This is a genomic window from Pseudomonas sp. Bout1 (assembly GCF_034314165.1).
In the GTDB taxonomy this organism is placed as follows: domain Bacteria; phylum Pseudomonadota; class Gammaproteobacteria; order Pseudomonadales; family Pseudomonadaceae; genus Aquipseudomonas.
Map to the genome: position 1 here is coordinate 6,126,148 of NZ_JAVIWK010000001.1, position 23,118 is coordinate 6,149,265.

A 23,118-nucleotide genomic window follows, 5' to 3' on the forward strand; every position below is an offset into this window, starting at 1 on the left:
TACAATTTATTTATCCACAGAGGGTTTCACCATGCGCGAACAACCTTCAGACCGACGCCGTTTCCGACGCATTGCCTTCGATGCGAGGACCGAACTCGAGCAGGACGGCCATGTGTGGCCGGTGCAATTGGTAGATTTGTCGCTCAAGGGCTTGCTGGTGCAACGGCCGGATGGCTGGCAGGGTCATCGCTACGAATCTTTCGATGTGGACATTCATCTGGACGCCGAGACCGACGTGAAGATGCAGGTGCGGCTGACCCACGACGATCATGGGCAGTTGGGTTTTGTGTGCGAACACATCGACCTCGACTCGATCAGCCACCTGCGGCGGATAATCGAGTTGAACCTCGGCGATCAGGCAGAGCTGGAGCGGGAATTCGCCGCCTTGCTGGAGATCTGAACATGTGGGAGCTGGCTTGCCTGCGATGGCGGTGTGTCAGCTTGCATATCAATTAACTGATACACGGCCATCGCGGGCAAGCCCGGCTCCCACAGGGGGGATGTGTGGCTGGCGATTATTCGAACAGGGCATCCAACGCCTGCTCCAGGCGCGTTACCCCGATCACTTGCAGCCCTGGGGGCATTTCTTTCGGCGCATTGCCCTTGGGCACGATGGCGCGCTTGAAGCCATGCTTGGCCGCCTCTTTCAGCCGCTCCTGGCCGCTGGGCACCGGGCGCACTTCACCCGACAGCCCAACTTCGCCGAACACCAGCAAGTCGTGGGGCAACGGCCGGTTGCGCAGGCTGGACATTACCGCCGCCATCAACGCCAGGTCGGACGCCGTCTCCAGTACCTTGACTCCGCCCACCACGTTGAGGAACACGTCCTGGTCATGGGTGGGAATGCCGCCGTGGCGGTGCAGTACCGCCAGCAGCATCGCCAGGCGGTTCTGATCCAGGCCCAACGTAACTCGACGCGGGTTGGCCAGGTGGCTGTCGTCCACCAGCGCCTGCACTTCCACCAGCATCGGCCGGGTGCCCTCCCACGTTGCCATCACCACACTGCCCGGTACTTCTTCCTGGGCGCGGGTGAGAAAAATCGCCGAAGGGTTGGAGACTTCTTTCAAGCCCCGGTCGGTCATGGCGAACACGCCGAGTTCGTTGACCGCGCCAAAACGGTTCTTTACCGCCCGCAGCAATCGCAACCGCCCGTCGGACTCGCCTTCGAAATACAGCACGGTGTCGACCATATGCTCCAGCACCCGCGGCCCGGCCAGTGCGCCTTCTTTAGTCACGTGGCCCACCAGGAAAATCGCCGTACCACTCTGCTTCGCGTACCGCACCAGCAGCGCGGCACTTTCCCGCACCTGGGACACGCCACCCGGCGCCGATTGCAGTTGCTCAGTGAAAATCGTCTGGATCGAGTCGATCACCATCACCTTGGGTTTTTCCAGGCGCGCAGTGGCGATGATGCTTTCAATACACGTTTCGGTCATCACGCGCAGTTGGTCCTGGGGCAAACCCAGGCGGCGGGCGCGCATGGCCACTTGCTGCTGGGATTCTTCGCCCGTGACGTACAGCGCCGGCATACGGCTGGCGATGCTGCACAAGGTTTGCAGCAGGATCGTGGACTTGCCGATGCCCGGGTCACCGCCGATCAACACCACCGAGCCATCCACAAGGCCGCCGCCCAACACCCGGTCGAGTTCGCCAGAAGCAGTGGAGAAACGCGGGATTTCTTCGACGCTGACTTCAGCCAGGGTCTTGATCTGGGTTTGTTGCCCAGTCCAGCCGGAACGACCACTGGGGGCCACGGCGCCGCCGCTTTCAATCATGGTTTCGGTCAGGGTGTTCCACGCACCGCATTCCGTGCATTGGCCGGCCCACTTGGGAAAGGTCGCGCCGCACTCGGTGCAGCCATACATGCGCTTGGCCTTTGCCATTTGAGAACCTCCAACCGAAAAACCGCGATGATAGCTCAGCGCGGCGCCGGGGTACGGATTTCACCGCTGACCAAACGTGAAGCGCTGTTACCGATCGGGTCTTCGGCGTTGAGGTCGGCGCCCTTGGCTTTCAGCTCATCCAGCAGTTCCACGCGTTTGAACAGCCCGGCATACATGGCCGCCGTTTGTCCGGCGCCGTTGCGTTGGTCGGGGTTGCAGTCGGTGGCAAGCAGGCGCTGGGCGATTTTCAGCTCACCCTTGAAGATCGCGCCCATCAACGCGGTGTTACCACGCTTGTCCTGCACGCAGGCATCGGCGCCGGCCGCGAGCAAACGGTCCACGTAGGTACTTTCGCCGTGATAGGCGGCGAGAATCAGCGCGGTGTAGCCCTTTTCATCCTGGGTGTTCAGCGAATAGCCGGATTCGATGAAGGTGTTGAGCATTTCCACGTCGCCACGGCGGGCGGCGTCGAAGTAATAATCCTGCAGCTGGGCCTTAAGCGCGGCCGGGTCTGCTTGTTCGGCCAATACGCTGAACGACAAACACGCAAGGACAGCGCCTATAAAGATTCGCATGGCAAATTCTCAGTGATGTGCCACCTGTAGGAGCCGGCTTGCCGGCGATGGCGTACTTGTGGGCGCTATCGCCGGCAAGCCGGCTCCTACAGGGAGCGTGTCGGTTAGTCGGTCAGCTTTTCGGCCAGTGCCTTGACGCGGGCCAGGTCACCCTTGGCGACTTTGGTCACACCCGTGCCGTACTCCGGGTCTGCCTTGTAGAGAAACGACAGGATGATGTGCTTGCTCTCGTCATCGGTGGTAGCCAGGGAGCCGCCGAAGTTGTCGATCAAGTCCTGGCGCTCTTTCTTGTTGAACGAGCGGTACAGGTCGCCGGCCTGCTTGAAGTTCTGCTCACGCTGGATCTTCGCCTGCTGGGTGCTGCCCGCCAGTGCCGACTGGTTGTAACGTGCGGTTTGCGGCTCTTCGCGTGGCAGCAGGCGGCTTGGCTGGTAGTTCACGCCGGTGGTGGTCTTGCCGAAGTTCATCGCGCCGTCCTGGTTACCGTTGTTGACGGTCACCCGCGGTGCATTGATCGGCAGTTGCAGGGCGTTTGGCCCCAGGCGGTACATTTGCGTATCGGCGTAGGAGAACACCCGGCCTTGCAGCAGGCGGTCTTCCGACGGCTCGATGCCCGGCACCAGGTTGGCCGGGGCCATGGCCACTTGCTCGGTTTCCTGGAAGACATTGGCCGGGTTGCGGTTCAGCACCATTTGCCCAACTTTGCGCTCCGGCACGTCTGGCCAGATCTTGGTGGCATCCAATGGGTCGAAATCAAACTTGGCGAGGTCTTCCGGTTTCAGCACTTGCACATACAAGTCCCACTTGGGGAAATCACCCTTGTTGATGTGCGTGACCAAATCATGGGTCATGTGGCTGTAGTCACGGCCCTGCACTTCGGTCACTTGTTTGGGGTCGAGGTTTTTGATGCCCTGCAGGCTCTTCCAGTGGAACTTGACGTAGTGCACTTCGCCTTTGGCATTAATCAACTTATAGGCATGTACACCATTGCCGTCCATCTCGCGATAACTGGCCGGCGTGCCGGAGTCCGAATACAACTCGGTCAGCGTACGGGTGGACTCTGGAACATGGGAGAAGAAGTCAAAGCGACGGGAGTCGTCGTCCAGGTTAGTACGCGGGTCTGGTTTAAAAGCGTGAACCATGTCCGGGAACTTGATGGCATCGCGAATAAAGAATGTCGGGAAGTTATTGCCGACCAAGTCCCAGTTGCCTTCGGCGGTGTAGAACTTGGTGGCGAAGCCGCGCGGGTCACGCAGGGTTTCCGGCGAATGGTTGCCGTGAACGACCGCAGAGAAGCGCACAAATACCGGCGTGGCTTCACCGGCGGCAAATACTTTGGCCTTGGTCAGGTCGCTGAGGTTGTCGGTGACGGTAAACGTACCGTGGGCACCCGTGCCACGGGCATGCACCACACGCTCCGGGATGCGCTCGCGGTCAAAGCGCTGCAACTTCTGGATCAGTTGCACGTCTTGCAACAGGACCGGGCCATTCGCACCGGCAGTTTGCGAGTTCTGGTTGTCACCCACCGCCGCACCATTATCGCGGGTGAGGTTGGCGGCGTGTACGGACAGCGAAAGAAGACTGGCGCTCACTACAAGCAGCACCCGTCGCGCAGAAATAGGCCCGCGGCTAATAGGGTTTTTCATCGAGGTATCCTCTGGTTTTTTTAATGCACATTGAGTTGTGCTTGCCAGAGGCTAGTGACCTGCGAGTCAGAAGATAAATAGAAAAGCCATACCACCCCGATAAAGAAAATAGTGTGGTAACCCACTGAAATAGCGGGTATTTCGCGCGCGATTGGTGGCACTTTGCAAACTATTTGCGATTTAATGTGTCGATAAACACGGACACTGTAAACAGTTGTGTCGCGCAAGCCACGCCACACTGTCTTACACTGGCTTCTACCTCCTCATCTGTAACAAGGAATAACCTATGGGCGTGTTAAGTGAGTTCAAGGCCTTCGCGGTCAAAGGTAATGTGGTCGACATGGCCGTCGGTATTATCATCGGCGCCGCCTTCGGCAAAATTGTTTCCTCCTTTGTAGGCGACGTGGTGATGCCACCTATCGGCCTGCTGATCGGGGGCGTCGACTTTGGCGACTTGGCGGTTACGCTCAAGGCCGCCCAAGGCGATGCGCCTGCTGTCGTGCTGGCGTACGGCAAATTCATCCAGAGCGTGATCGACTTTGTGATCGTCGCGTTTGCGATCTTCATGGGCGTGAAGGCGATTAACCGCCTGAAGCGCGAAGAGGCCGTGGCGCCAACCTTGCCGCCGGTCCCGACCAAGGAAGAAGTGCTGCTGGGGGAGATCCGCGATCTGCTCAAGGCACAGAACAGCAAGCCCGAGTAAGCTCGGCCAATAAAACAAAGGCGCCTGCGGGGCGCCTTTGTTTTTACCAGTAGTTTTCTACCGCAACCTGGCCCGGGCGGCGGGTGAGGCTTAATTGCATGTCGCGCTGTTTGAGCAACTGGCGCGTGTCATCGATCATCTGCGGGTTGCCGCAAATCATTACTCTGGAATGCTCAGGGGTCAGCTCGACGCCTGCGGCCCGTTCCAGCTCGCCGTTCTCGATCAGGGTGGTGACCCGGCCATTGAGCGCTCCCGGATGCCGCTCGCGGGTAACGATGGGGATGTAGGTGAGCTTGTGGGCATGCTCTGCCAGGTACTCGCGCTCGCCCAGTTCATGGATCAATGACTGATAGGCCAACTCCCTGGCCTCCCGCGCGCTATAGACCAGGATGACCCGCTCGAATTTCTCCCACACCTCAAAGTCCTGCAGGATCGAAAGAAACGGTGCGATACCGGTGCCAGTGCCCAACAACCACAGATCGCGACCATCCACAAACCGGTCCAGGGTCAAAAAGCCCGTGGCCTGGCGCTCCACCAACAAGGTATCGCCCTTGCGCAAGCGGCTCAGTTCGCTGGTGAACTCACCGCCCGGCACCACGATGGAAAAGAAATCCAGGTGTTCGTCAAAAGGCGAGGACACCACCGAGTAGGCTCGCCACACAATGCTGCCGTCGGCTTTGGTGACCCCCAGGCGCACGAACTGGCCAGCCCGAAAGCGAAAGCCCGGGTCTCGGGTGGTGCGCAGGGTAAACAGGCTGGGGGTCAGCGATTGCACATCGAGCAAGGTCTGGCAGGTATATTTTTCAGCACTGGCCGTCATGGGGAACTCCGTTTTGCACAGGGCCCTAGTGTCCCTCAAAGCGACGCGTGGAAACACCGATGGTTTGTGCTGGCATTGCGGTTGCGCGAAGCGCGTTTGATGGGTACCCGCGGGGCTCACACCAAATATTTGGCTATTAACCTCCTTCCTGGCAGCCATTAGATGACGATATGTATTTAAACGTTAACAAACTATACCCATAACAACTCGTTGAAAAAAATAGAAAACCCTTGATTGCATAGCACGAGCTTGTACAGCACCTTTGCTTTGTATAAGTATCGTTTATTAAAACCTCCATCCAAGATCACCGAAACTTCATTTTTGGCTGTGGCCGATGTCCTACACTCATTTTTCATGCAAAGGGGGCCGGGAAGTACCCACGCCAAAAAAGCATATGGAGAGCGACACATGGTCAACTGGCGCAATACTCGCCTGCCTAAACTGGAGGGTGAAAACGAAATAACCAGTATGTACGAGGCAGCCCTGAATCTTACCTACGAGCTGGGCTTTCAATACTGCGCATTCACCCTGAGTTCCCACCTGCCCCTCAACCAAACAAAAACTATAAAAATCAATAACTGGTCACATGAATGGAACACGCTGTACAAGCAAGAGCACTACTTTGACCTGGACCCGGTTGTTGCACATTGCAAACGTTCGGTGTTGCCGATTGTTTGGGAAGAGAAAACCTTTTGCTCGGTGCCGGATTTATGGGCGCATGCCCAAACCCACGGGTTAAAGTTTGGATGGACCCAGGCAGTTCATGATTTCCAGGGTGTTTTCAGCATGCTGACCCTGGCGCGCACCACCGGCCCTGTAAGCCCTGAAGAGCTCTATGAAAAAGCCGGACAAGCACTCTGGATTTGCCACGCGATGCACGCAGTGGTTGCACGAAAGTATGCCGACAAGCCCAGCCTGCAAGCCCCAAGCAAGTTGACCCCGCGGGAAACCGAAGTCCTGCAATGGTCGGCCATGGGCAAGACGGCCTCCGACATCGCCACCATCCTGTGCCTGTCCGAACGCACGGTCGGCTTCCATATCAGCAGTGCAATGAAGAAATTGGGGGTCAGTAACAAGATTGCCGCGGTGATCACGGCAGTGAAATGCGGGTTGTTTTAAACACCGAATGTAATCCAGAGGAAAAAAACGTAACATTTGCAGCCAGTTCTGGATGATGACGCGAGCCCTGATGAGCCTAACGTCGTGTTTCATCCAGATGGTTCGATTACCCAGAGTCTCCCCCGCCATGCCCCTGCTCGACAGCCCCTTCGCCCAACTCGACCTGATCCGTCAGCCAGAACAGCACAACGACCCGCTGCAAGCGTTTGATGCGGCCGATGAGTACTTGCTCGGCTATCTGGCGGAACAACAGCTTGCACCGGCAACCCGCGTTCTGGTGCTCAACGACAGTTTCGGCGCGCTGGCTGCCAGCCTCGAAGGGCATGTACAGGTCACCTCCAGTGGTGACTCGTTCCTCGGTGCCCTGGGCCTGGAAAAAACCTGGCGCGCAACGGCAAGGCTTTCGACGCGGTAACGTTCCTGCCCGCCAGCCAGACGCCCACCGGGCCGTTCGACCGCGTACTGGTCCGCGTGCCAAAGACCCTGGCCCTGCTCGAAGAACAACTGATTCGCCTGCAAGGCCAACTGGCACCCGGCGCCGAGGTGATCGCCGGGGCGATGGTCAAGCACCTGCCACGGGCTGCCGGTGAGTTGCTCGAGCGCTATATCGGCCCGATGCACGCCTCACTGGCGGTTAAAAAGGCCCGGCTGCTGATCGCCACCTGGGCCGATCGGCCCCGTGCAGTGTCGCCCTACCCTACGCGCTACCGCCTGGAAACCCCGGCCATCGAACTGCTCAACCACGCCAACGTGTTCTGCCGCGAAGACCTGGACATCGGCACCCGCGCGTTTCTGCCGCACCTGCCGCAAAACCTCGGCAGTGCCCGCGTGGCGGACCTGGGCTGTGGCAACGGTGTATTGGCGATTGCCAGCGCGCTGCAAAACCCCGAGGCGCAGTACACGCTGGTGGACGAGTCCTACATGGCCGTGCAATCGGCGGCCGAGAATTGGCGCGCGGCGCTGGGCGACCGCGACGTGCTGATTCGCGCCGGCGACGGCCTGGCCGATCAGGAGCCACAATCGCTGGATGTGGTGCTGTGCAACCCGCCGTTCCACCAACAGCAAGTGGTGGGTGACTTCCTGGCCTGGCGCATGTTCCAGCAGGCGCGGGAAGCGCTGGTGGTGGGCGGCGCCCTGTATATCGTCGGCAACCGTCACTTGGGATATCACAGCAAACTGGCGCGTTTGTTCCGCGGTGTCGAGCAAGTGGCGGCCACGCCCAAGTTCGTGATTCTCAAGGCGCGCAAATAAAAAAGCCCTCCATAAAGGAGGGCAATAAGGACAACGGGATCTCAGTGGGTGGTCAGGCCCGCGGCGTTCATGAACATGCGCATCAGGCTGGCCACCACGAACAGGGCCAGGACGCTGCCGGTCCAGATCATCGCCAGCCAGCCCAGGCGCTGCCAGAGCGGCTTTTTCTCGGCCTGTTCGATGTCGTGCAACGAAGGTTTGCCGGACATGAGTCAATCCTCCTAGTGATAGCCGTCTTCGTGGGTGACCTTGCCGCGGAACACGTAGTAGCTCCAGAAGGTGTAGCCCAGGATGAACGGGATGATGAACAAGGTGCCCACCAGCATGAAGCCCTGGCTTTGCGGCGGCGCGGCGGCGTCCCAGATCGATACCGATGGCGGGATGATGTTCGGCCACAGGCTGATGCCCAGGCCGCTGTAGCCGAGGAAGATCAGCACCAGCGTCAGCAGGAACGGCGTGTAGTGCGCATTGCGCGCCACGGCGCGAATCAGTCCGTACATGGTCACCAGCACCAGGATCGGCACTGGCAGGAACCAGAACAGGTTTGGCAGGGTGAACCAGCGCGAAGCGATCTCCGGGTGCGCAAGTGGCGTCCAGATACTGACGATGCCGATCACCGCCAGCACCACGAATGCCAGGGGCCGGGCCAGGTTGTGCATCTTCTCTTGCAGACTGCCTTCGGTCTTCATGATCAGCCAGGTGCAGCCCAACAGCGCGTACGCCACGATCAGGGCCACGCCGCAGAACATCGTGAACGGCGTCAGCCAGTCCAGTGAACCGCCGGCAAACTGGCGGTTCACCACCGGGATGCCATCAATGAACGCCCCCAACGCCACGCCCTGGAAGAACGTCGCCGCCAGTGAGCCGCCGATAAAGGCCTTGTCCCACAGGTGACGCTTGTCATCCTTGGCCTTGAAGCGAAACTCAAACGCCACGCCGCGAAAGATCAGCCCGATCAGCATCAGCATCAGGGGCAGGTACAGCGCCGAGAGCACCACCGAATAGGCCAGCGGGAACGCGCCAAACAACGCAGCGCCCCCCAGTACCAGCCAGGTTTCGTTGCCGTCCCATACGGGAGCGACGGTGTTCATCATCACGTCACGGTCGGTCTTGCCCGGGATAAACGGGAAGAGAATGCCGATGCCCAGGTCGAAGCCGTCCATGACCACGTACATCATGATGCCGAAAATGATGATCACGGCCCAGATCAGCGGAAGATCAATACCCATGACTCAGTTCCCCTTGTTCAAGGTGTCGCCGTGATCGGCGTCGGCACTGTCGTCGGCCGCCGACAACGGACGGGCCGGTGTGCGTTTCTGCCCAGGGCCACCGTGGGTCGGCTCGGTGCTTTCGTGGGTCACAGGCCCTTTGCGCACCAGGCGCATCATGTAGCCCAGACCCGCGCCGAACAGCGCGAAGTACACCACCACAAACAACACCAACGTAATGCTCATCTGCGCAAAGCTGTGGTTGGACGAGGCGTCTGCCGTGCGCATCAGCCCGTATACCACCCACGGCTGACGACCGATTTCGGTGGTGAACCAACCGGCGAGAATCGCAATCAGCCCGGACGGGCCCATCCACAACGCCAGGTACAGGAACGGCTTGGACGTGTACATCTTGTCGCCCCGGCGCAGCCAGAGGCTGAACAGGCCGGTGAAGATCATCAGGAAGCCCAGGCCCACCATGACCCGGAACGACCAGAACACGATGGTCGAGTTAGGGCGGTCCTCAGGCGGGAACTCCTTGAGGGCCGGCACCTGTTTGTCCAGGGAGTGGGTGAGGATCAGGCTGCCCAGGTACGGGATTTCCACCGCGAATTTGGTTTTTTCAGCCTTCATGTCCGGCCAGCCGAACAGGATCAGCGGTGTGGGTTCGTTGCCGATATTTTCCCAGTGGCCTTCAATCGCGGCGATCTTTGCCGGCTGGTGCTTGAGGGTGTTCAGGCCATGAAAGTCACCGATGACTGCCTGGATGGGCGCCACGATCAGCGCCATCCACATCGCCATCGAGAGCATGGTGCGGATCGCCGGGTTGTCCTTGCCGCGCAGCAAGTGCCAGGCTGCCGAGGAGCCAACAAAGAATGCGGTAGCGACAAACGCCGCCGTGGCCATGTGCATCAGGCGGTAGGGGAACGAGGGGTTGAAGATTACCGCCAGCCAGTCGGTTGGAATCACCCGGCCATCAATGATTTCAAAGCCCTGTGGCGTCTGCATCCAGCTGTTGGAGGCAAGAATCCAGAAGGTCGAGATCAGCGTGCCGACGGCCACCATCACCGTGGCAAAGAAGTGCAGCTTGCGCCCGACCTTGTTCCAGCCAAACAGCATGACCCCAAGGAAGCCCGCTTCAAGGAAGAACGCCGTTAGCACCTCATAGGTCAGCAACGGCCCGGTAACGGCGCCGGCGAAGTCCGAAAAGCGGCTCCAGTTAGTGCCGAACTGATAGGCCATGACCAAACCGGAGACCACGCCCATGCCGAAGTTGACGGCAAAGATCTTCGACCAGAAATGGTAGAGGTCACGGTAAGTGTCGTTGTGGGTCTTGAGCCACAGGCCTTCGAGCACTGCAAGGTAACTGGCCAGGCCGATGGTGATGGCCGGGAACAGGATATGGAATGAGATGGTGAACGCGAATTGAATTCGGGCGAGTTCTAGCGCCTCCAAACCGAACATAAGTCTTCCTCTGTCAGGTAATACCGAATGCTGGCTGGAGGCCTGCACCCACTGCCCCCACGGATATGGAGTGTGGCGAATTCAAATTCGTTTCTTTTTTTAACCAACCACGCAGGGATTCTGGCCTTGCGGCCGCCAGAGCAATCCCGGCGACGGTTTTGATCTGGATCAAGCATTGCTGAAAGAGTAGTCCCATTTTCGCGAGAGCAAGGCGTGGTCTTTTGCCGCGTGACAGGTTGCCTCAGTGGTGAGTGAGTGCTGCCCGTGGTGAGGGGGATTGCCTGCGTAACATCAGTAGCTGCACATTTTTTGTGGCGGGCTGAGGGTGCGCTGGGGGTATATCCGTTATTTGGGTGATGGCTTAGATGGGTTCCGCTCTTACAGCGGGTCACTTTTGAAAGGAGCCCAAAAGTAACCAAAAGGCTCTTGCCCCACCACTCGGCACCTCGCTTAGGCTCGGTGTGCCCTCACTCCGGCATTACTCCGCGGGCCGCCGCGACGGGGCGTCCCTGCCCCGTCGCGGCTAAACCGGCGTCCTGCCGGTTTACCCGCTCCGTAATACCTGCGTTCGGCCAGCGTGGTTGACGGGGCGCCTAAGATCAAGATCACAAGCAGATCAAGAACACAGCGGCCTACAGGCCGGCTTGAGTGTTAAAAGCCAGATCAAAAGCTAAAGCGGGCGGGCACGGTTCAAATGTGGGAGCTGGCTTGCCTGCGATGGCATCGCCTCGGGGTGTCTGAGAAACCGAGTTGCCTGCATCGCCGGCAAGCCAGCTCCTACAGCTTTTGATCTGGCTTTTAACACTCAGGTCGGCTTTCAGGCCGCCGTGCTCTTGCTGTTGACCTTGATCTGCAGGCCCCGTCAACCACGATGGCCGCAAGCAGGCACGGTGGAGCGGGTAAATCGGCAAGGATGCCGATTTAGCCGCGCCGGGCCATGGATGGCCCGTCGCGGCGGCCCGCGGAACCGGGCCGGAGTGCGGGCATGCCGAGCCTAAGCGAGGCACCGAGTGGTGGGGCAAAGACCTTTTGGTTACTTTTGGGGCGTTTGCCAAAAGTGACCCGCTGTAAGAGCGGAACCCTAAGCCGCCGTTACCGAAGAAACGGATATGTACCCAGTCAGGTGCACATATCTCCTCCCCCCAACCCACCTACGCAACTATTGGTTACATGTTGATGATAACCTCGCTTTTCCCCCTCCCAGACCTGCCTCCCCGATGCCCAGTGAACCCGCGCTGCTGTTACGTCACCACCGCCCTTTCATCGCGTTCTGGCTGGCACGGATCTTTACCGCCAGCGGTTTCCAGATGCTCACCGTGGCCATCGGCTGGAACCTCTACCAACTGACCGGAAACGTACTGGACCTGGGCTTGGTCGGCCTGGTGGAATTCGTACCGCGAGTGCTGTTCATGCTGCACACCGGCCATGTAGCCGACCGCTATGAACGGCGCAAGGTGGCGGCCATCTGCCAGACCCTGCAGGCCTTGATTGCACTGTCCTTGGCAATAGGCGGCCTGACCGGCAACGTCACCCGCGAAATGATTTTTATCCTGGCCTTCCTGCTCGGCGCCGCGCGCTCGTTTGAAATGCCCACCACCCAGGCCCTGCTGCCAAGCATCGTGCCCACTGCGCTGTTTCCCCGCGCAGTGGCGTCGTCGCAGTCGGCGCAGCAATTGGCGACCATCGTGGCACCGGCGTTGGGCGGTTTGTTGTACGCCTTTGGCAGCGTCTGGGTATATGGCCCCACCGTGGTGCTGTACCTGATTGCCTGCGTGCTCACCCTCAACCTGCCCGCGCGCCAGACCCCGCTGAACAAGGCCAAGGCGACCATGGATTCGTTGCTGGCCGGGATTCGTTTTATCCGCAGCCGGCCGGATATCCTCGGGGCAATTTCCCTGGACCTGTTTGCGGTGTTGCTGGGCGGCGCCACGGCGTTGCTGCCGGTGTTTGCCAAGGACATCCTGCTGACCGGGCCGTGGGGGCTCGGGTTGCTGCGCTCGGCACCCGCTGTGGGGGCGCTGATCATGTCACTGTGGCTCGCGCGGTTTGCTGTAGACCGGCATGTGGGGCGGATCATGTTTACAGCGGTGGGTGTGTTTGGTGTGGCCACTATCGCCTTCGGCCTGTCGACCTCGTTCTGGTTCTCCCTGGCGGTGCTGGTGGTATTGGGCGCAGCAGACATGATCAGCATGGTGATCCGCGCCTCGTTCGTGCAGTTGGAAACCCCGGATGAAATGCGTGGCCGGGTCAGTGCGGTCAACGGGCTATTCATCGGCGCGTCAAATCAGTTGGGCGAATTTGAGTCCGGAATCACCGCCCACTGGTTCGGCACCGTGCCCGCCGTGGTCATGGGCGGCATCGGCACGCTGGTGGTGACCGGGGTCTGGATCAAGCTGTTCCCGACCCTGGCCAACCGCGACCGCATGCATGTGCCGGTGGAAGAAGCCGCCAAGGTTTAGAGCACCTTGTCCAGGGTGACGGGAAAGTCCCGCACCCGCTTGCCGGTAGCGTGATACACCGCGTTGGCCACGGCCGCCGCCACCCCCACAATCCCGATCTCGCCAACGCCCTTGGAACCCAGGGCGTTGACGATCTCATCGTGTTCCTCGACAAACAGCACATCAATTTCGCCGATATCCGCGTTTACCGGGATGTGGTACTCGGCCAGGCTGTGGTTCATGTAGCGGCCCAATTGATGGTCAATCTGGGTTTCTTCATGCAACGCCATGCCGATGCCCCACACCACTCCACCAAGAATCTGGCTGCGGGCCATCTTCGGATTGACCACCCGCCCGGCCGCTATGGCACTGACCACACGGCTGACCTTAATGGTGCCCAGGTCTTCATCCACCCGCACTTCGACAAACACCGCCGAATGCGTGGCTGAGGCATAGCCTTCGCGCTTTTTATCGGGTTCGCAGTCCACCTGTACTTCCAGCGCCTGCTCGCCACTGTCCTGCACCAACTGCGCCAAAGACACGCGCTGGTTACCGGCATGCAACTGGCCGTTTTCAAACCGCGCCGTTTCAGCGTCCTTGAACGCAGGATAAGTCTGGCGCGCAATCACCAGCAGTTTGGCCGTCAACGCTTCACACGCCTGCTGCACCGCGCTGCCCACCGACGAGACGGTAAACGAGCCACCCTGCAGCGGCGCCGTGGGCAGTGATGAATCCCCCAGCAGGAACGTCACGTCGCCCACAGGCACGCCACTGGCCTGGGCGGCGATCTGCGCCATGACCGTGTAAGTGCCGGTACCAATATCGGTGGTGGCGCTGCTGACCGTGAGTTTGCCCAGGTGGTCGATGCGCGCCTTGGCGCTGGCCTTCATTTGCATGGCTTCCCACACCCCACCGGCCATGCCCCAACCGATCAGTTGGCGACCATCACGCATGCTCCGTGGCTCCGGGTTGCGCTGGCTCCAGCCGAAACGTTCGGCACCTTCGCTGTAGCATTCACGCAAGGCCTTGCTGGACCAGGGCTTGTCTTCATTCTGGTTGCGCTCGGCATAGTTGATCAGCCGCAACTGCACCGGGTCGATGCCCAGGGCGCAGGCCAGTTCGTCCATGGCGCACTCCAGGCCGATTACCCCCAGCGCCGCGCCGGGTGCACGCATGTCCAACGGCGTGAATACATCCAGCGGCACCAGTTTGTAGGTCAACAGCACGTTGTCGCAGTGATAGAGCATGCCGCTCCATTCCACCACGTGCTCGCTGAAGTCCTCAAAACGCGAGGTCTGGCCGATAGCAGTGTGGCCCAGGGCGAGCAAGCGGCCATTGGCGGCAGCACCCAATTGCAGGCGCTGCAAGGTGCGCGGGCGATAGCCGAAGGTGAACATCTGCTGGCGCGTGAGGGTGACGCGCACCGAGCGTTTCAGCGCCAGGGATGCCATCACCGCCAGCGGCAATTGGTACTGCGGGCGCAACCCGGATCCAAAGGCACCGCCAACGAACGCGGCAAAGATCCGCACCTGGCTTTTATCCAGGCCGAACACTTTCTGCACATAGGCCTGGCAGTTCTGTGGGCCCTGAGTCTTGTCGTGGATATGCAGGGTGCCGTCCGGCTGATACAGCACGGTACTGGCGTGGGGCTCCATCGGGTTGTGGTGTTCGATGGGCGTGCTGTAGTGCAGATCCAGGCGGGTGGCGGCGCCGGTCCATTCGGCCTGGAAATTGCCACGCGGCTTGGGCGGTGTTTGCGGCGATGGGTGCGACTGTTCCTGCAGGGCCAGCAGATCGGTTTCGCAGGGTTCGGCGGCGTATTCGATCTGCACCAGGGAGCCGGCGTGGCGCGCCAGTTCCAGGTTGTCGGCAATCACCAACGCCAACGGCTGGCCGCTGTAGAGCACGCGGTCGTTGTACAGCGGGCGAAACGGCGAGCCATCGGCGGCATCGGCGTCGGCATAGCTGTCATCGTAGCTCGCGAGTTTGGGGCGGTTGAGGTGATCGAGCACCATCACCACACCCGGCAGCGCCAGAGCTTTGGAAGCGTCGATGCGGATGACGCGGCCTTTGGCGATGTTGCTGGGAACCACGCTGCCATGCAGCAGGCCGTCCTCGGGAAACTCCCCGGCATAGCGCGCTTGCCCGGTCACCTTGAGCAGACCGTCCACCCGGTCCAACGGTTTGCCGATTGCACTCATGACGTGGCTCCTGCAACAGCGGCATCGCTCAAGGCGCGAATGATCGCGCGGCGTGCCAGTTTGATCTTGAAGCCGTTGTGCTCCAAAGGCTCGGCGTCCAACAACAGGGCTTCGGCGGCAGCACTGAAGGTTTCGCGGCTCACAGGCTGGCCGACCAACGCAGCTTCAACGGCGCGGTCACGCCAGGGTTTGTGGGCGACACCGCCCAGGACCAGGCGGGCGTCTATGATCACGTCGCCTTGCAACTCAAGGGCCGCCGCGACGGACACCAGCGCGAAGGCATAGGAAGCCCGGTCGCGGATCTTCAAGTAGTGGCTGTGGGCAGCAAGGTGGTCGGCGGGCAACTCGATGGCGGTGATCAACTCGTCGTCTGCCAGTTGGTTATCCCGCTGGGGCGCATCACCGGGCAATCGGTGGAAGTCGGCAAACTCGATGACCCGCACCCCGCCTCGGCCCTGCACATGCACCTGGGCATCCAGCGCGGCCAGGGCCACGCACATGTCCGAAGGATGGGTGGCCACGCATTGGTCGCTGGCGCCGAGAATCGCGTGGATGCGGTTCAAACCGACCCGGGCCGGGCAACCGCTACCGGGCTTGCGCTTGTTGCAGGGCACGGCAGCGTCATAGAAGTAGTAGCAACGGGTGCGCTGTAAAAGGTTGCCGCCGGTGCTGGCCATGTTGCGCAACTGCGGCGAGGCCCCCGCAAGGATGGCCTGGGACAGCAACGGGTAGCGCTCCTCGATCAGCGGGTGCCAGGCCAGGTCAGCGTTGCTCACCAGGGCACCGATCATCAGGCCACCCCCGGCGGTTTCTTCCACGTCGCGCAGGGGCAGCCCGGTGATATCGATCAGGTGCTCGGGACGGCTGATGTTTTCTTTCATCAGGTCCAGCAGGTTGGTGCCGCCGGCGATAAAGCGCGACGCCGGGCTGACCAGGTTCACCGCCTCCTGCACGTCATGCGGCTTGCTGTAATGGAAGGGATTCATTGCTCACCACCCTGCGTACGGCACGCTGGCAAGGCTTCTTCGATGGCATCGCGAATGTTGTTATAGGCGCCACAGCGGCACAGGTTGCCGCTCATCAGCTCCTGAATTTGCGCGGTGTCGTGGGCTCGGCCTTCACGGGCCAGGCCCACTGCCGAACAAATCTGCCCCGGCGTGCAGTAGCCGCACTGGAAAGCATCGTGCTTGATGAACGCCTGTTGCATCGGGTGCAAAGTTTCGCCCGAGGCCAGGCCTTCAATCGTGGTCAACTCGGCACCGTCGCACATCACCGCCAGGGTCAGGCAGGCGTTCACCCGTTTTCCGTTGAGCAACACGGTGCATGCACCGCACTGGCCGTGGTCGCAGCCCTTCTTGGTACCGACCAGGTCCAGTTGCTCGCGCAGCAGGTCCAGCAGGGTGGTCCAGGGCAGAACATCCATTTGGATGTCTGTGCGATTCACCATCAAGCGAATCGGGTGGCTGGCGAACGGTTTGGCCGCAGCAAGGTTGGGGGTCGCGCTCATAAACACCTCACGGATTGGTGTGCAATCGCGGCGTTCTGGAAAGTCGCCGTCTTAGCGGTACGACTTCCCGGGGTTATGAGCGTTCAAGGCAATTGATGGGTGGCGATCAGCGAATGCTGAGGGTGGTGACCAACTGCTTGCGCGGCGGGTTGATCGAGCTGTTGCTGTATTGGAACGCGCCGCCGGCTTCGATATCCAGCTGGAACGTATAGATGTAGCCCATCAACGTGCCGGCGCCGCTGCATGCCTGGCTGACTGAGCCCACTTGGCAGATGGCCATTCTGGTGCCGGACACCGGGGCTCCATCAAAAAACGCGTGGGAGCTGTTGCCCAGGCCGACTTCCATCACGTACACCAGCGTTTGCCCACGGTGCGTGCACATCTGGGTGCTGTCCGCCCGCTCGGGAATGGTTTCGGTGCATTTGGCCGACTGCACCTTGAACACCCGCACCTCGCTCAACGCCGGTGCAGGCGCGCCCCACGCCGGTGCTGCGCCGAGCCACAGGCCGATACAACCGAACAGAGCTAGACTCCAGCCGCTGGCTTTTTTCATGCTGTCGATGACCCTGTAATAAACGTCGGCGCAGTATGCCTCAAGGCCATGATCAAGCCTATGCGCCACTGGCCCTCGGCTGCTGGTATGATGCGCCGCTTTTTCCGATCCTCTCTGGAACCACAGGCGCTTGGCGCAGTTTGTGCTTTGACTTAGAGGTCAACAAATAACGACGCAAAATAGCGTCACAGGGAGCAGGCATGCTGGAAAAGCTGTTTCAACTCAAGGCACACAACACGAATGTGCGCACCGAGATTCTCGCGGGCGTCACCACCTTTTTGGCCATGGCCTACATCCTGTTCGTCAACCCGAGCATCCTCGGCGAGACCGGCATGGACAAGGGCGCGGTCTTTGTCGCGACCTGCCTGGCGGCGGCCATTGGTTCCACCGTGATGGGCCTGATCGCCAACTACCCGATCGCCCTGGCACCGGGCATGGGCCTCAACGCGTTCTTCACCTACACCGTGGTCCTGCACATGGGCCATACCTGGCAAGTGGCGCTGGGCGCGGTGTTCATCTCGGCGGTGCTGTTCTTCCTGCTGTCGATCTTCCGCATCCGCGAATGGATCATCAACAGCATCCCGCTGCCACTGCGCTCGGCCATTGCGGCGGGCATCGGCCTGTTCCTGGCATTGATAGCGCTGCATAACGCCGGCATCGTGGTCAGCAACCCGGCCACCATGGTGGGCTTGGGCGACCTGAAACAACCGGCACCGATCCTCGCCACCCTGGGCTTCGCGCTGATCGTTGCGCTGGAAGCCCTGAAAGTGCGTGGCGCGGTATTGATCGGTATTTTGGTGGTCACCATCGCCTCCATCGTGCTGGGCTTCACCCCGTTCGGCGGCGTGATGTCGATGCCACCTTCGCTGGCCCCGACCTTCCTGCAACTGGACATCAAGGGCGCGCTGGACATCGGTCTGGTGAGCGTGATCTTCGCGTTCCTGTTCGTCGACCTGTTCGACAACTCCGGCACCCTGATCGGCGTCGCCAAGCGCGCAGGCCTGATGGGCAAGGACGGCCATATGCCGAAAATGGGCCGTGCGCTGATCGCGGACAGTACCGCAGCCATGGCCGGTTCCCTGCTGGGCACCTCGACCACCACCAGCTACATCGAATCGGCTGCAGGCGTGAGCGCTGGTGGCCGTACCGGTTTGACGGCGGTTGTGGTTGCGATCCTGTTCCTGCTGGCGCTGTTCTTCTCGCCACTGGCGGCCAGCGTACCGGCGTTCGCCACCGCGCCGGCGCTGCTGTTTGTTGCCGTATTGATGACGTCTGGCCTGGCCGAAATTGACTGGGACGACATCACCGTCGCCGCGCCGGTGGTGATCACCGCCCTGGCGATGCCATTCACTTATTCCATCGCCAACGGCATTGCCTTCGGTTTCATCGCCTGGACCGCCATCAAGCTGCTTTCGGGCCGCTACCGTGAGCTGAACCCGGCGCTGGTGATTCTGTCGATTCTGTTTGTGATCAAGCTGGGCTGGTTCAACGCATGACTTTTGACGCCGCAAGCTACACCGCTCAACTGCAAGACAAGGTCACGCGCTTGCGTGACCTGCTGGCGCCGTTCGACGCGCCAGAGCCTCAGGTTTTCGACTCGCCCTTGCAGAACTTCCGCCTGCGGGCGGAGTTTCGCCTGTGGCGCGAAGAGGGTCAGCGCCACTACGCGATGTTCTCCCAGGACGACAAGCGCACGCCGATCCTCATCGACGCGTTCCCGATTGCCAGCCTGCGCATCAACCAGTTGATGCCGCAGCTCAAGGCCGCCTGGCAAGCCAGCGCAGCCCTGAGCCACAAGCTGTTCCAGGTGGAGTTCCTCACTACCCTGGCCGGCGACGCGATGATCACCCTGTGCTATCACCGCCCGCTGGACGAGCATTGGCATACGGCGGCCAACAAGCTGGCGGCTGACTTGAATGTGAGCATCATCGGCCGCTCCAAGGGCAAGCGTGATGTGATCGGCCTTGATTACGTGGTCGAAAAGCTCGACGTCGGCGGTCGCACCTTCAGCTATCGCCAGCCCGAAGGCGCGTTCACCCAGCCCAACGGCACGGTGAACCAAAAGATGCTCAACTGGGCGTACGAAGCCCTCGGCGATCGCAGTGATGACTTGCTGGAGTTGTATTGCGGCAACGGCAACTTCACCCTGCCGTTGTCCACTCGCGTACGCAAAGTGCTGGCTACCGAGATCAGCAAGACCTCGGTAGGTGCAGCCTTGAGCAACCTCGATGAAAACGCTGTAGATAACGTCACCCTGGTGCGTTTGTCGGCTGAAGAACTGACCGAAGCCTTGAACGAAGTGCGCCCGTTCCGACGCCTTCACGGCATCGACCTCAAGAGCTACGAGTTCGCCAGCGTGTTCGTCGACCCGCCGCGTGCCGGCATGGACCCGGACACCTGCGAATTGACCCGACGCTTCGAGAACATCCTGTACATCTCCTGCAACCCGGAGACGCTGGCGGCGAACATTGCGCAACTGCATGACACACACCGTATTACCCAGTGTGCGTTGTTTGACCAGTTTCCGTGGACGCATCATATGGAGTCCGGGGTGTTGTTGACCCGGCGGTAACACGTCAGGACACCGAACATCGCCCAGTGTGGGAGCCGGTCAGCTGCCACATTGGCTCTTCATGTATCAGCAGAATCAGTGTCTTCCAGAACCTCCTTGCGCGGCCGCCCGCCCTTCTTGCCATTGGCTCGGGCGGCGGCGGATTTGGCGGCGCTGCTCTTGCGACCGTTGTGGGAGGCTACCAGGCTCGTAGCCAGGGCCATTAACGGCTGGCTGGTGGCGATAAGGTCCGTGATGGAAACATCCAGGTCTTGGGCCTCACAACAAAGCGCCTTACCGCCAAAGCCGACCTCCAACTGCTGGAAATCCTGCACGCTGAACCCTTCGAACTCCGGCAAGCCCGCCACTGGCAACATGACGCGGCTGCCGTCGCTGAAGCCAATGGAGAGGCATTCATTTTCATAACGCACGTTGCTGGCGTGAGCGTATAGATGCTTTGACTCGCGTCCTCGGTCTATTGCCGTGTCGATATCGGCCTCGGTGATCGGTACATAGGGTAAAACCTTGGCCTTTACGATTTTCTTCATAAATCAATCTCCACAAAACCCGGCGCCCTGACCAGATTCAGAATTATTTTCTGCCCCACATCCCACAACGCCACATGCCCATCCAGAAAGCTGAAACGAAAGCGCACATCCCATTCCTTGCCGGCAACATGCACATGGGGCGGGCAATGCTCATCCCTGAGAAACACCGCAATCACATGTCCTTTGTAAATGCCTACTTTCATCGCAACCCATCCGTTAGGTTATTTTCCGCCAGGTAACACTTTTCATCGTGCAGCCCGACAATCGGTTCCTCCTCCTGGAGTTACCGCCTCAGGCTAGTCGCAGCCGCCAGTTCGGCGAACACTGGGTTGTAACCGCTCATGGAAAGAGTCTCCAACGCCCGGCAGGCGAGCCACCGCGTTACATGCGCTTTCAATTCACGTTCGATAATCGCCCGCTTCCCACCTCGACGATTGACCAAATTAACCATTCAGTACATTTTATCCCCACTGATAAAAACAACAGTGGAGATCCCTCATGCCCCCTATCGTGCTGGTGCTCAACGGCCCCAATCTCAACCTGCTCGGTACCCGCGAGCCTGCTACTTACGGTCACGAAACCCTGGCCGACCTCGCCGCCCTGTGTGGCCGCAGCGCCGAGCAACTGGGCCTGAAAGTCGAATTCCGCCAGACCAACCACGAAGGCGAGCTGCTGGACTGGATCCACGGCGCCCGTGCCCGTTGCGCCGGCATCGTGATCAACCCGGCGGCCTGGACCCACACCTCGGTGGCGATCCGCGATGCGCTGGTGGCCAGTGAAGTGCCGGTGATCGAAGTGCATTTGTCCAACGTGCATGCCCGGGAAGCGTTCCGTCATCACTCGTTTGTGTCGCCAATCGCCAAGGCGGTGCTCGCCGGTTTTGGCAGCCATGGCTATCACCTGGCCCTCGAACATTTCAGCAAGACCTTAGAGGGATGAACACGGTGTCCAAACGTCGAATTCTCGCCGGCCTGATAGGCGCCGGCATCCAGGCTTCCCGCACCCCGGCCCTGCATGAGCACGAAGGTGATGCCCAGGGCTTGCGTTACCTGTATCGGCTGATCGACCTCGATCAGTTGCAGGTGGACACCCGCGCCCTGCCGGACTTGTTGATGGCGGCCGAGCAGATGAATTTCACCGGTTTGAACATCACCTACCCGTGCAAGCAGGCGATCCTGCCGTTGCTGGACGACCTGTCGCCCGAGGCGCGGGGCATTGGCGCGGTAAATACCGTGGTGTTTCGTGACGGTGAGCGTATCGGCCACAACACCGACTGCCTGGGCTTTGCCGAAGGCTTCCGCCGGGGTTTGAACGACGTGGCACGCAGGCTCGTGGTGCAGATGGGCGCGGGTGGCGCCGGGGCGGCGGTGGCCCATGCCTTGCTGGGCGAAGGCGTGGAGCGCTTGAGTATTTTTGACATGGACGCCGAGCGCGCCCGCAGCCTGGCAGATAACCTCAACCAGCATTTTGGCGCCGGGCGGGCCCAGGCAGGCAATGACTTGGAAAGCGCCATGGCCGAGGCCGACGGCCTGGTAAACACCACCCCCATGGGCATGGCCAAGTTGCCGGGCATGCCGGTGCCGCTGGACACCTTGCGCGCCGACCTGTGGGTGGCAGAGATTGTGTATTTCCCGCTGGAAACCGAACTGCTGCGCAACGCCCGCGCCTTGGGTTGCCGCACGCTGGATGGCGGCAACATGGCAGTGTTTCAGGCGGTGAAGGCGTTTGAGTTGTTCAGTGGCGAAGTGGCGGATGCCGACCGGATGCTTGCACACTTCCAGCGCATGAGCACCTAACCGTAGAAACCGGATCAAGATGTGGGAGCTGGCTTGCCTGCGATGCAAGCACCTCGGTCCATCCGGTAGACCCGGGTGATGCTATCGCAGGCAAGCCAGCTCCCACACAAGCCCGGCTCCCACATTTGTTCGGTGTTAAATTCAGGCCTGCAAGTAGCGCAACACCGACTCGCAGATCATCGCCCGATGCCGCTGCTTGACCGCCTCGTCCGACAACTCGATCTGAAAGATCTCGCTGAAGGTGTGGCGGTTGGACACCCGGTAGAAGCTGAACGAGTTGATCAGCAAGTGCACGTCCAACGGCTCCAGCCCTTCACGGAACACGCCCAGCTCGGCACCGCGGCGCAACGTGGTGCCGAGGGCTTCGAGGATGTTGCTGTTCATTGCCTTGATCGACGTCGACTGCTTCACGTACTCGGCGTTGTGGATGTTCTCGATGCTGACAATCCGCACAAAATCCACGTTCTGATCGTGGTGATCAAAGGTGAACTCCACCAACCGACGGATCGCTTCCCGGGGCTCCAGGGCCGTCAGGTTCATCCGGGTCTCGGTGTTGCGAATGTCGCCGTAGAGCTTTTCCAGCACCTCGACGTAGAGCTGCTCCTTGCTGCCGAAGTAGTAATAGATCATGCGCTTGGAGGTCTGGATACGCTCCGCGATCGCGTCCACCCGGGCGCCGGAAAGGCCCTGGGTCACAAACTCGACGATGGCTTCCTGGAGGATGTTCTCGCGGGTCTTTTCCGGGTTGTTCTTGCGGCTCTTGCGCGGCGCGGTGGCCACGGCAGGGAGCTCGGAGATCAGGGTCATGGTGCGCTCACGGCCTTAGGTGCAGGCGCTGATTATGGGCCGCGCCGC

General features: G+C 60.5%; 21 protein-coding genes and 2 pseudogenes. 9 read left to right on the forward strand and 14 right to left on the reverse strand.

Annotated elements, in window-relative coordinates; translation table 11 throughout:
• Positions 1 to 31 precede the first annotated feature (31 nt).
• Positions 32 to 400 carry a PilZ domain-containing protein gene (locus RGV33_RS28365; protein WP_322147631.1) on the forward strand — a complete coding sequence of 123 codons (369 nt, stop codon included), beginning with the start codon at positions 32 to 34 and terminating at the stop codon, positions 398 to 400.
• A 115-nt stretch (positions 401 to 515) separates the two neighbouring features.
• On the opposite strand, the gene radA is transcribed toward RGV33_RS28365, so the two are convergent.
• From radA to katB, 3 genes are all read right to left on the reverse strand, one after another.
• The gene (gene radA, locus RGV33_RS28370) at positions 516 to 1,883 is read right to left on the reverse strand and encodes a DNA repair protein RadA (RefSeq protein WP_003215821.1); all 1,368 of its coding nucleotides are present in this window, start codon (positions 1,881 to 1,883) and stop codon (positions 516 to 518) included.
• A gap of 35 nt (positions 1,884 to 1,918) precedes the next feature.
• Entirely contained in the window at positions 1,919 to 2,458 is a 540-nt protein-coding gene (locus RGV33_RS28375; protein ID WP_322147633.1) for an ankyrin repeat domain-containing protein, read from the reverse strand.
• A gap of 104 nt (positions 2,459 to 2,562) precedes the next feature.
• On the reverse strand, positions 2,563 to 4,104 hold the full coding sequence (katB, locus tag RGV33_RS28380) for a catalase KatB (RefSeq protein WP_322147635.1): 1,542 nt from the start codon (positions 4,102 to 4,104) through the stop codon (positions 2,563 to 2,565).
• 286 nt (positions 4,105 to 4,390) lie between these two features.
• Here katB and mscL point away from each other — a divergent pair, with 286 nt between their 5' ends.
• The gene (gene mscL, locus RGV33_RS28385) at positions 4,391 to 4,807 is read left to right on the forward strand and encodes a large-conductance mechanosensitive channel protein MscL (protein WP_322147637.1); all 417 of its coding nucleotides are present in this window, start codon (positions 4,391 to 4,393) and stop codon (positions 4,805 to 4,807) included.
• A gap of 43 nt (positions 4,808 to 4,850) precedes the next feature.
• Here mscL and RGV33_RS28390 read toward each other — a convergent pair whose 3' ends face one another.
• Positions 4,851 to 5,627 carry a ferredoxin--NADP reductase gene (locus RGV33_RS28390; RefSeq protein WP_322147638.1) on the reverse strand — a complete coding sequence of 259 codons (777 nt, stop codon included), beginning with the start codon at positions 5,625 to 5,627 and terminating at the stop codon, positions 4,851 to 4,853.
• Between the two features lie 408 nt (positions 5,628 to 6,035).
• Between RGV33_RS28390 and RGV33_RS28395 the strand changes: the two genes are divergently transcribed.
• The gene (locus RGV33_RS28395) at positions 6,036 to 6,746 is read left to right on the forward strand and encodes a LuxR family transcriptional regulator (protein ID WP_322147639.1); all 711 of its coding nucleotides are present in this window, start codon (positions 6,036 to 6,038) and stop codon (positions 6,744 to 6,746) included.
• A gap of 127 nt (positions 6,747 to 6,873) precedes the next feature.
• Positions 6,874 to 7,997 (forward strand): annotated as a pseudogene (locus RGV33_RS28400) (methyltransferase).
• Positions 7,998 to 8,038: 41 nt separating this feature from the next.
• Here the strand turns inward: RGV33_RS28400 and RGV33_RS28405 are convergent.
• From RGV33_RS28405 to RGV33_RS28415, 3 genes are read right to left on the reverse strand one after another with little or no spacing between them, the layout of a single operon-like run.
• Positions 8,039 to 8,206 carry a DUF2474 domain-containing protein gene (locus RGV33_RS28405; RefSeq protein WP_003215809.1) on the reverse strand — a complete coding sequence of 56 codons (168 nt, stop codon included), beginning with the start codon at positions 8,204 to 8,206 and terminating at the stop codon, positions 8,039 to 8,041.
• Between the two features lie 12 nt (positions 8,207 to 8,218).
• Entirely contained in the window at positions 8,219 to 9,226 is a 1,008-nt protein-coding gene (gene cydB, locus RGV33_RS28410; protein WP_322147640.1) for a cytochrome d ubiquinol oxidase subunit II, read from the reverse strand.
• Between the two features lie 3 nt (positions 9,227 to 9,229).
• Positions 9,230 to 10,669, reverse strand: coding sequence for a cytochrome ubiquinol oxidase subunit I (locus tag RGV33_RS28415; RefSeq protein WP_322147641.1), 1,440 nt, complete (start codon positions 10,667 to 10,669; stop codon positions 9,230 to 9,232).
• Between the two features lie 1,217 nt (positions 10,670 to 11,886).
• Between RGV33_RS28415 and RGV33_RS28420 the strand changes: the two genes are divergently transcribed.
• Positions 11,887 to 13,128, forward strand: coding sequence for an MFS transporter (locus RGV33_RS28420; protein WP_322147642.1), 1,242 nt, complete (start codon positions 11,887 to 11,889; stop codon positions 13,126 to 13,128).
• On the opposite strand, the gene RGV33_RS28425 is transcribed toward RGV33_RS28420, so the two are convergent.
• The 4 genes from RGV33_RS28425 to RGV33_RS28440 form a co-directional block, all read right to left on the reverse strand.
• The gene (locus tag RGV33_RS28425) at positions 13,125 to 15,308 is read right to left on the reverse strand and encodes a xanthine dehydrogenase family protein molybdopterin-binding subunit (protein ID WP_322147643.1); all 2,184 of its coding nucleotides are present in this window, start codon (positions 15,306 to 15,308) and stop codon (positions 13,125 to 13,127) included. The genes RGV33_RS28420 and RGV33_RS28425 overlap by 4 nt on opposite strands.
• Positions 15,305 to 16,294, reverse strand: coding sequence for a xanthine dehydrogenase family protein subunit M (locus RGV33_RS28430; protein ID WP_322147644.1), 990 nt, complete (start codon positions 16,292 to 16,294; stop codon positions 15,305 to 15,307). The genes RGV33_RS28425 and RGV33_RS28430 overlap by 4 nt, the downstream gene beginning before the upstream one ends.
• On the reverse strand, positions 16,291 to 16,815 hold the full coding sequence (locus tag RGV33_RS28435; protein WP_322147646.1) for a (2Fe-2S)-binding protein: 525 nt from the start codon (positions 16,813 to 16,815) through the stop codon (positions 16,291 to 16,293). The genes RGV33_RS28430 and RGV33_RS28435 overlap by 4 nt, the downstream gene beginning before the upstream one ends.
• A gap of 106 nt (positions 16,816 to 16,921) precedes the next feature.
• On the reverse strand, positions 16,922 to 17,368 hold the full coding sequence (locus RGV33_RS28440) for a DUF4879 domain-containing protein (protein ID WP_322147647.1): 447 nt from the start codon (positions 17,366 to 17,368) through the stop codon (positions 16,922 to 16,924).
• A 200-nt stretch (positions 17,369 to 17,568) separates the two neighbouring features.
• Here RGV33_RS28440 and RGV33_RS28445 point away from each other — a divergent pair, with 200 nt between their 5' ends.
• Complete coding sequence (locus tag RGV33_RS28445; RefSeq protein WP_003215557.1) at positions 17,569 to 18,864, forward strand: NCS2 family permease; 1,296 nt, start codon at positions 17,569 to 17,571, stop codon at positions 18,862 to 18,864.
• Positions 18,861 to 19,940 (forward strand): tRNA (uridine(54)-C5)-methyltransferase TrmA, encoded by a 1,080-nt coding sequence (gene trmA / locus RGV33_RS28450; protein ID WP_322147649.1) that lies wholly within the window; start codon positions 18,861 to 18,863, stop codon positions 19,938 to 19,940. The genes RGV33_RS28445 and trmA overlap by 4 nt, the downstream gene beginning before the upstream one ends.
• A gap of 59 nt (positions 19,941 to 19,999) precedes the next feature.
• On the opposite strand, the gene RGV33_RS28455 is transcribed toward trmA, so the two are convergent.
• Both RGV33_RS28455 and RGV33_RS28460 read right to left on the reverse strand, forming a co-directional pair.
• Positions 20,000 to 20,467 (reverse strand): DUF2442 domain-containing protein, encoded by a 468-nt coding sequence (locus tag RGV33_RS28455; protein ID WP_322147650.1) that lies wholly within the window; start codon positions 20,465 to 20,467, stop codon positions 20,000 to 20,002.
• A gap of 56 nt (positions 20,468 to 20,523) precedes the next feature.
• A pseudogene (locus tag RGV33_RS28460) lies at positions 20,524 to 20,670 on the reverse strand (DUF4160 domain-containing protein); the annotation flags it as partial.
• A 295-nt stretch (positions 20,671 to 20,965) separates the two neighbouring features.
• Between RGV33_RS28460 and aroQ the strand changes: the two are divergent.
• Complete coding sequence (gene aroQ / locus RGV33_RS28465; protein ID WP_322147653.1) at positions 20,966 to 21,406, forward strand: type II 3-dehydroquinate dehydratase; 441 nt, start codon at positions 20,966 to 20,968, stop codon at positions 21,404 to 21,406.
• Positions 21,403 to 22,263, forward strand: coding sequence for a shikimate dehydrogenase (locus RGV33_RS28470; RefSeq protein ID WP_322147654.1), 861 nt, complete (start codon positions 21,403 to 21,405; stop codon positions 22,261 to 22,263). The genes aroQ and RGV33_RS28470 overlap by 4 nt, the downstream gene beginning before the upstream one ends.
• A gap of 141 nt (positions 22,264 to 22,404) precedes the next feature.
• Here RGV33_RS28470 and RGV33_RS28475 read toward each other — a convergent pair whose 3' ends face one another.
• On the reverse strand, positions 22,405 to 23,070 hold the full coding sequence (locus RGV33_RS28475) for a TetR/AcrR family transcriptional regulator (protein ID WP_322147655.1): 666 nt from the start codon (positions 23,068 to 23,070) through the stop codon (positions 22,405 to 22,407).
• Between the last annotated feature and the right edge of the window lie 48 nt (positions 23,071 to 23,118).